General features: G+C 46.5%; 6 protein-coding genes. 2 read left to right on the top strand and 4 right to left on the bottom strand.

Annotated elements, in window-relative coordinates:
- Positions 1-18: 18 nt before the first annotated feature.
- From GWG06_RS29895 to GWG06_RS29880, 4 genes are all read right to left on the bottom strand, one after another.
- Entirely contained in the window at positions 19-990 is a 972-nt protein-coding gene (locus GWG06_RS29895; RefSeq protein WP_160718116.1) for a 2,3-diaminopropionate biosynthesis protein SbnB, read from the bottom strand.
- Between the two features lie 23 nt (positions 991-1,013).
- The gene (locus GWG06_RS29890; RefSeq protein ID WP_127034268.1) at positions 1,014-1,985 is read right to left on the bottom strand and encodes a pyridoxal-phosphate dependent enzyme; all 972 of its coding nucleotides are present in this window, start codon (positions 1,983-1,985) and stop codon (positions 1,014-1,016) included.
- Positions 1,986-3,097: 1,112 nt separating this feature from the next.
- Positions 3,098-5,035, bottom strand: coding sequence for a tetratricopeptide repeat protein (locus GWG06_RS29885; protein ID WP_160718115.1), 1,938 nt, complete (start codon positions 5,033-5,035; stop codon positions 3,098-3,100).
- A gap of 15 nt (positions 5,036-5,050) precedes the next feature.
- A complete protein-coding gene (locus GWG06_RS29880; protein ID WP_160718114.1) occupies positions 5,051-6,676 on the bottom strand; it encodes an NB-ARC domain-containing protein in 1,626 nt (541 codons plus the stop codon).
- 472 nt (positions 6,677-7,148) lie between these two features.
- Here GWG06_RS29880 and GWG06_RS29875 point away from each other — a divergent pair, with 472 nt between their 5' ends.
- Together GWG06_RS29875 and GWG06_RS29870 are read left to right on the top strand one after the other, a co-directional pair.
- A complete protein-coding gene (locus GWG06_RS29875; RefSeq protein ID WP_127034274.1) occupies positions 7,149-7,403 on the top strand; it encodes a hypothetical protein in 255 nt (84 codons plus the stop codon).
- A gap of 130 nt (positions 7,404-7,533) precedes the next feature.
- Positions 7,534-9,426: a tetratricopeptide repeat protein gene (locus GWG06_RS29870; RefSeq protein WP_160718113.1), complete on the top strand. Its 1,893-nt coding sequence runs from the start codon at positions 7,534-7,536 to the stop codon at positions 9,424-9,426.
- The last annotated feature ends 7 nt before the right edge of the window (positions 9,427-9,433 follow it).

The raw sequence follows: 9,433 nt of genomic DNA, 5'->3' as shown, positions 1-9,433 counted from the left end.
GTCTTGGTTATGCTGATATCAATCGGGTAAAACAAAACCAATGTTATCACGCTGGGCTTTGCGGTAATAATATCCGCCGATGGCGATATCGAAAACGGCCATTCCCATAGGATTGAACATGATAGTGTCTGATTCTCCGTATTGCTGCAGGGCATCTTTACAGACTATATCAGCGATGGAGAGGGTCTGCTCTTCCTGCAAACCATTTTCCCTATGCATATTTTCTATGTCGGTGTTCTGGCGACAGACTTCTTCCCAATCGTCCACGATGATAGCGTTCATATGTTCCTGCATGGCAGTTTTGTAATCGCGGAGGGAAACGTTCAGCTGCAGCGATCCTTTCACGGGAGCGATGTTGATATAAGGGGCTGCGGAAACTGTACAGGTGATAAAAATATCAGCGGCTGTGTAAGCGCTTTCCCAGGAGTCGGCCACCTGAATTTTATCGCCGTATTCCGCAACGGCGGCAGCGGCATCAATGGGTTTCAGATCAAAGAGGGATACGCGTTCCAGGCGGTCGCCCAGTACAGACGTGACCATACTGAGATGTGTTTTACCGATGGGGCCAAATCCGTTGATACCTACTTTTAATGGGGTACTGCTTTTTCTGTTTTTAAGATATTCCTGTATCAGCAGGCCGGAAACCGCGGCGGTACGGATGGCGCTGATGCTGGCGGTATTGATGACACAGAGTGGAATGCCTGTATCGTGTTCATTCAGAATAGTGACAGAATGCGCTCTTAATTTATTATGGTGTATGTTATCCGGGAAGCTGGCGATCCATTTGATACCGGCTAAGGAGGCTGCACCACCGATATAGGCGGGCATCGCGATAATACGGTTTTTAGGATCTCCGTATCTCAGATAGGGTTTAATCGGCTGCGAATAGTCATTGGTTCCCAGTACAGTCACTGCATCCCGGATCACATCTATTAATTGATCCCAGTCAAGCCCTGCGGCTTTAATGTTGTCGGCATTCAGATATAACATAGATCGTATTTTAACAGTATTAATTATTGCATGGATGCTGCTTCCTGCATCTTTTGCGACAGTTGGATACCCCATTCCTTATTGTAAATGGTGTCCAGATATGTATGACCTTTATCAGGAAAAATAAGCAAGGCGGTTGGCGCGTCCTGCGATGAACCGGTGACAGGGAAGTAATGCTTGGCAGCGTAATATACTGCTCCGGAAGAGGCTCCGGCAAAGATAACCTGCTCGTGCAGCAGGTCCATAGCGCCTTTGATGATATCTGCCTGTGATACAATTACCACATCATCGATAATGGCGTTTTCAATAATCGGCGGTATTTTACTTGCACCGATACCGGAGATAAAACGTTTCATGGGCGGCTGGTTAAAGATAACGGAGCCTTCCACATCCACGCCTACAATTTTAATTTCCGGACGCACCTGTTTCACACTGTTGGAAATGCCGGTGATAGCGCCGCTGGAGCTGACAGCAATAAAGATGTAATCGAGTTTATCAAAGGAATCAGTGATTTCCTTACCCAGGTTATAATACCCTTTATAGTTATTGGGATCTGCGTACTGGTCGGCAATAAAGGAATCCGGCGTACCGGCGTGCAATTCATTTACTTTTTCGATGCGTGTCAGGAGGTAACCGCCGGTATAATCACGTGTGGTCACCTTCACTACTTTATAGGCAAGCATTTCCAGCAACAGTTCATAGGAATGATTAATGTTAGGATCAATAACCGGAATAAATTTTATTCCGATACGCCGGCAGATAGAAGCCGCGGCGATGGCAAAGTTACCGGAGCTGGAAGCGATGACAGTTGTGTTCTCATTAATGGCGCCCGATTTAATACCATTGTATATAATACTGTATGCAGCCCTGTCTTTGGAGCTGCCCGTAAAATTGTTATACTCCAGTTTGGCAAACAAGCGGCTGTTCTCACTGCTTAATTGAATCAGCGGTGTATTACCAATAAAATCAGACAGTTTAATAAGTTCTTCTAACATGTTGCATAATTTTAAAAGCTATCCTGCACCGGTGTAACAGCTACACCGGTGAATTGTATAATGAACTTCCTTTACTGTACAGCAGGGCATAAAAATCCCTGATCCCCCTGCGGGGGACAATAAAAGAAAATAAATAAAGCGTAAGGTCACCCGTAATGTATACAGATAACTACTGTCTGGCGCATACACCTATTGCATTGAATCCGCTCTTCTTCCTCTGTTCAGAATAGTGCTGCCAACTAAAGCATAATGGGTTACATTAATTTGTCTGGAACTGGTTTCATAGTATTAATCGTTGTTTTTACAATACATGAAATATAGCGCCTTTAGCATGGGTTATTAACGGCGGAAATTAACTATTACAACCTGCAATCACTGGTTATTTTATCACTGCGATGGCCTGCTTTTACCATTCTGCACAATCATCAGCAGCAACACATATGCATGTGCCGGTTAACAAAATCTGCTGAAACGAAAAAATGATTACAAGTCATAAAGATGCTAATAGGGTTGCTACGTTCATAAAAGGGGATACTTTAATGGTACTTTAATAGTATTAATCTTAAGTTAACATTAAAAGGTATTCTGTAAAAATACATGTTTTTTGCATTCAAAAAACAATGAACACAAAATTTTCTTCACTTCTGCTCTAACAGCGCACCCGTTAATTATAACTACTGCAAAATAGTGCATTCTTATTTCACAAAACATCTTCTTCCCAATACTTAAAACAGACTTAACACCAATTGCTGATCAGGAATCCAAACGCAATTTTATTGCAGCAGCAGCATCAACAAAAAGCACCAAACACCACTCAAAACAGCCACCACACTACATTAAAAGGCACACACAAAATACCATCCAATTATTCAACTACAAAATTGCCGGCTTTGAAATTGTAAAACAATACCCACATTCAGGTATTTTTAAAAAAATATTACAACACCCTTCCTTACTATACAAAAAATATCCGGCACTAAAAAGCACCGGATATTTTTTAAGCTCTTTTTAATTTCTGTCAGCTCTCCTATCAAAAAAAAGTTACAACACCTATCTTAACCCTGATGTATATACGAATTTATTGCAGGCTTCATCATTAATAAATGTACTGATTACGCTACCGGAATCTGCTGATGTTCCGCTACCTGCTGTAAATATTCCTGATACAGTGCAGTACCGGGATATAACCGCATCAGCTGTGAAAAGCGGGAGGCCGCTTCTGCCAGCAGGGGCAGCGCATGTTCGTCATCGTTATACATCTTGTAGCAAAGACCCAGCTTCCAGCTGGCCAATGCCAGGTTGCCTGTAATGATTTCATTATCCGGACACTTCTCCTGCAATGCCTGTATCTCCCGGTAGTAGGTTTCAAAAGACCGGAAGGTTTCCGGCAACAGCTGCATCGCTATATAAACATCTCCGAGCAATCCGCTGGCGACTGCCAGATCATTGCAGGCAATTTGCATATCGTCAGGCGCACCTGCATCATAAATTTCCTGCTGCCGTTGCCGGTATTGCTGATAGTAAAACAATGCATCGCTGTACTTTTCCTGCTCCATATAAATTTCTCCCAGCTGCTTTGCCGCGATGGCGACAGCCTGCCTGTAGGTATAATTTTCAGGGAACTGCGCCGCCAGTATCCGGGACACGCGGTAATACCTTATAAAATACCAACAAGCCTGCCGCAGCTCCCCCATCTGCCGGCACGTAGCGCCCAGGTCCTGATAGGCCACAGACAAGTCGTCCCGGTAAGTCGTATTCAACGGATAGTCTTTACACAGCTGCCGGCAGATGCAGCAGCTTTCTTCCTTCCGCTGCAATGCTGCATGGTAGTTCTTCTTTACGTCCTCTATCATTGCCATCCTTCCTAATGCAATAGCGTATATGCGTTTCAGTTCGGGATACGGACTGCTGTATTGCTGCATTCTTTCCGCTATATCAAAAAATTGCCGGTAGTACTTCTCAGCCATTTCCATGTTGTGCCATTCCTTATATATATCACCCAGATTCTGATGTACAACCGCCATGCCGTTATCCAGTTGTATGATACCAGGATTAGCCGCTACCAGCGCTGACTTCAGTGCCAGCGAATCCTGGTAGTATATCAGTGCGTCGTCATACTGCCGGAAGGACATATACAGATCCCCTATCCTGTTCAGGGAAATACTCTGCAGTTCCCTGTACCATATATTGTCCGGAAATTCTGCGCTGAGGTCGCCGAACATGGCGCCGGACATCAGGAAGCATCTTCTGGTAAGACGCTTTTTGTTCTGTGACAGATAAACCAGGCCTATACGTTCCAGTGTAACGGCATATACCTTTCTTATTTCCACCACATGATGATGAGCCTTCAGCATAGCCTTCATCAGCCGGGCAGCCTGTTTAAAGTTAACCAGCGCATCCTGAAAGCGGTTGATAGCCACCGCTATCTCTCCCAGGCTGCTGAATGATGCCGCAAGATCGAACTGCAGATCCAGCAGCGAAGGAAATTTTCCGCAAAGGTCTGCTGTCAGGCGATGGAAATGAGAGATACAGGCATGCGCGAGATCATAACGGCTGGCGGATAGCAGTATATCTCCGAGAGAACTGAAGGTATTGAGATACTCCCGGTAATACTCAATATGCAACGGGGCGGCCAGGTGCAGCTGTTGATAGATCCGGCTGGCTTTGGTAATAAATGAAATGGCTTCGGCAAATTTCTTTTCCCGCAAATGCAGATGCCCGAGCTGCCGCAACACCTGCGCGCGGGCATTACTGAATTCAACCAGGTTTATCGTGTCAGCATGTTCCTGTACGTACACCTTACTTGTTTCGAGATGCGTTTCATACTGCTGCTTTGCCATTTCCAGCTCCCCCATCTGCAGATTAATATCAGCGCGGTTATGGAGGCAGGTGAGATAAGCGATATGGCCCAGACTGCGGTAAATATCTTCCGCATCACCGATCATAGACATCGCTTCACCGAATTCCCCTGTTTCCTGCATTTTCGCGGCCACTGCCAGGTAACATGCGGCCAGGTTCAGTTCATCTTCAGCAGAGGTGGTTGTTTCCATATTCCCGGGGTTATGCTATTTTCTGGGAGAAAGTGTTTTCAGTTTTCGTAAAACAGTGGCGGAATATTGCTGATAGGCCCGCTGCTCCATTTCCGGCTGGCGTTTACCGGAGAATATGGCGGTGATGGTGGCAATCAGCGGTGCGCAGGAATGCATGTCCGGTTTCAGTTTCTCATACACGATTTCCTGTATCAGCGGATGCATTTTATATTGCAGGTTCTGCATACCAGCCTGATGCTGCAACGGTTCCTGCTTCCCTTTGATCCAGCCTATCTGCCGCAATTCGTCCAGTCTGTTTTCAAAGGTATTTTCTTCTGCGGGAGGCACTCCCCACAGTTTTTTCAGATGCGCCACAGGTATATCTACCGGCGGTAGCACAGAGAAGAAATGCAGCATAATTACTTTCTCCCTGTTTTCCTTGTCCGCCGCTACATTGCCAGTTTTAACCTGCAGCGATGTTGTATCAAAAATGCTCAGCATATACTTATGCATGGTTTCCTTTCTTCGCTGGTTATAGCTGCTTCTGGCATGCTCTCCTGTGAATACCGGCAGCGCCAGTTCCGGATGTTTTAAATCTTCTTCCCGCAAATGCTTTAACAGCATTGAGGGAGCTATTCCTTTCTTCTTTCCTGTTTTTGCCAGCAGTTCGGTGACCAGCGTATGCCGTCCGATATGCTCCAGCAGCCGTATGGTTTCCTCCCTGATTTGCGCCGTTTCCATGTAATGCATCAGCGCGGCGGCTTCCCGGCTTATGCTGTCGGGAACATAATAATGCATGAACAGCTGCAATGCGTCTTTCATCTCCAGTTCATCGACTTCTATTTTCAAATCAAATTCATCCGGTTGTGTTCTGGTGGTGATTAATATTTTCCATCCCGTTTCCCGGAAGTAATGCTGCATCCGCTGCAGTTCTTCGAAGTCTGATTCGTTTACATTATCGATGGCTGCCAGGTTATTGCCCCGTTGCTGCTTCATAGCGTACAACACAGCTTCCAGCTGCCGCGCAGGCAATACAATTTCTGTCAGGTTCAACTCCAGGCTTCTGGCTACTGACGATACAAATCCTCTTTCCAGATTTTTATTAACAGACACATAGATGATACGCTCAAAGTGTTCCTTACACCGGGCGCTGTTCAGGTATTCATGCAGCACTGTTGTTTTTCCCATCCCTCCCATACTACTCAGCAGCAGTACATTCCGGCGCTCTGCTGTATTGCTGAGCGCAGCATGTATCTCTGTCAGCATATCATCCCTGCCAATGAAACAGTCTGGTTTCTCGGGAGACAGGTGCGTGTACCGGACCAGCGCATCTGCATCCGTAACACTAACGTCAGTGGATACACGCTTATTTGCATCAGTAGTCATCTCTGCATCCACGGCAGTTTTAAAATCCTGATAGTTCCTGTACTCCAGATAAAAGGCCAGCTTATCCCTGGTGTCATTTCTGGGATTCTTCAGTTTCTGCATGGTTATATAACGTTGCAGCTGCGCCCTGGAAATGCCTTCATCATCCTGACTGATACGCGTTCCGTACATCAGTTCTCTTACAGGATTTACATGATTGTTTCCGGAAGCCTTTTTCCATACTCTTTCCCAGAGTATCTCATCATAGGCGGCATCTGTAAGTATCCAGTCTTTCATAACATATGTAATTGAAACAGCATTATAAAATATATAGTAAATGAAATGAATATACCTGCTTATGAGCAATACCTCCCTGCTTATGAGCACAACTCCTGTACTGATGAGACACCTCCCCTTTCCTATGAGAAAATTACTGTCTGACATGAGCAACAGCAGCTTCCTGTGAACGCCTGTTCTCACAGGGTATCCGGACATTTGAATCAGATTACAGCACCGCAAATCCTGGTTGCCGCAGCGCTGAAATTTTCGAAGGCAACGATGATACCGGTCATGTAATCCCTCCCTGGCGCGTAGCTCCGGTAAATGCTAAACACGCGGATTAGCAGTTTACGAAGGCCTGTGAATATCCGGACAGCCGCCGGGATTACATCACCATAGCTCCCCTGCACATACTGCTAAAAAAAGCAACTGGTCCCAACCGGCCGGCAGGGCGCTCTGTGGCTATTCTTCACCTTCAACACTGATTCAGATGAAAAAGATAATCATAGCGGCTTTTGCAGTTACCACTGCCCTGTTCAGCTGCACAGATAAAGATAACAATCCTTCTCCCGTTCTGCCACCCGTTAACAATACCGACTCCCTGTTCTCTGTGCAGGATGGCGAGGATGACGACAGGAGAATAATTATCAAACCCGTTGCGGAAGCTCCGGCTCCGGATTCATCACAGGCCGCACAGGACGGCGAGGATGACGACCGGAAAATAATTATCAGGCCGCAGCCATAACAGCATCCGCTGCACCTGCTGTTCTTCACATCCGGAATGTAACTATTCCGGATGTTTTCTTTATTTTTATCCCTTCCCCCAAATGACAATTATGGTATTCAGACAAGCGTTATTTTTATCAACCGTACTAATGTTCTTTTTTGGTTGCAATGCCCCCGTGCAGGACAAAACCCGGCATACCCTGCAGGTATTAACGGACAGCCTGGACAATAACAGCATACCGCTTCAACGTAAAATTACCCTGGCGCTTTACGCGGATTCCCTCGCAGCTACATCCGGATTTGACAGCCTCCATCAGGATTTCCAGCGCAGAACCGGCGTATTGTATTATGATCTCGGAGAAGCCACACAGGCTAAAAATCATTTCCTGCAGGCCACCACTATTGCCCGCCGGCTCAAAGACTCCTTGCAGCTGGCGATAGCGCTGAACAACACCGGTATAGCCTACGATGAACTACAGGAGAAAGACAGCGCCTTGACCTATTACATTTCCTCCAATAATATATTCCGTCTTATCAAAGATTCTGTACACCTGGCGCAGGGCCTCATCAACATCGGCATTCTCTATAAAAACGACGGAGATTACAAAAAGGCCCTGGATGCCAACTTTGAAGCAGCGCTGCTGCTGGAGCTTTCACCCGACAAACGCAGTCTGTCAGACGCCTACAGCAACATCGGCAATAACCTGAAAGACCTGCGGCAGTATGCTAAAGCCTTTGACTATCATCAGAAAGCGCTGGCCATCAGAACCAACGAAAAAGATTCCACCGGTATGGCCGGCTCCCTGAATAATATCGGTAACATCTACCGCTATCAGCGGAAATACCCGGAAGCTCTGGAACAATACCAGCTGTCGCTGGCCATTAAGAAAAAAACAGGCACGCCAAGATCCATAGCGACCAGTCTCGATAACATCGCCTCCGTTTACCTGCAACTGCAGGCCTATGCAGAGGCCGGAGCCTACTACCGGCAAGCGCTGGCCATCAGCCGAAAGTCCGGCGATAAAGAGGGCGCTGCCAATACCATCAACCACCTGTGCGAACTGCTGCTTGCAACCGGCGATGTAAAAGGAGCAGAAAATCTTGCCGGAGAAGCCGGCGTTCTGCTGCAGGAGCAGCCTTATTCTAAAAACAAACTGCACCATCTCGGTATTCTCAGTACCATACATCAGCGGACAGGCAGATACAAGACCGCCCTGCAATATGCGCAACTCCAGCTCAGCCTGAAGGACAGCCTTTACGCCCATACCGGCCTGACCCGCACAGCGACTGACATGGAAGCCAGATACGACACACAGCAGAAATTAATGACTGCCAATCAGCTGGCAGCACGGCAAACATCACGGATAAAAATACAGCAGGTATACATTTCGGTACTGGCCATACTGCTCATCACGCTCGTTATTACCGCTGTTCAGCTGAAACTGGCCAAACAGAATGTGGAAGGATTATTCAAGGAACTCAATCACCGCGTAAAAAACAGTATGCAGCTGCTCATCTCTATCATAAATCTTCAGAAAGCCAGGATACAGGACCCTGCACGGCTTCAGCTGTTAGACGCTATACAGGACAGGGTTTTTGCGATAAAGGATGTGCATGAATCCCTGCAATATAAGTCGCGGCCTTCCTCCACGCGGATGCAACCATTCATTCATGACCTTGTAGACAAAATCAACATCTCACATGCGGAAAAATCTGCCCGTTTCAATATCATTGTAACCGTGGCAGATATTTATCTGCCGGTGAATACCGCTGTTACAACAGGGCTGATCATCAATGAAGCCATGACCAACATCTATAAACACGGACAACTGCTTCACGACCATGGCGAAATCAGGATAACACTGGAGGCGCTTAACAACCGGTATAAATTATGCATATCAGATAACTGCGCTCCCTGGAAAGCCGCTCCCGGCACGCAGGGAATGGGATTAATACTGCTTAACCTGATGAGTAAACAAATACCCGGCAAGATGACCATCAGCAGCAATGATACAGGTTCCGTAACCGTCGTTACCTTCTGAGGAACAT

It is taken from the genome of Chitinophaga solisilvae, assembly GCF_009928525.1.
GTDB classification, from domain to species: Bacteria; Bacteroidota; Bacteroidia; order Chitinophagales; family Chitinophagaceae; genus Chitinophaga; species Chitinophaga solisilvae.
Note: the sequence above shows the minus strand (reverse complement) of the source record. Positions and strands in the feature narration are given on the sequence as shown.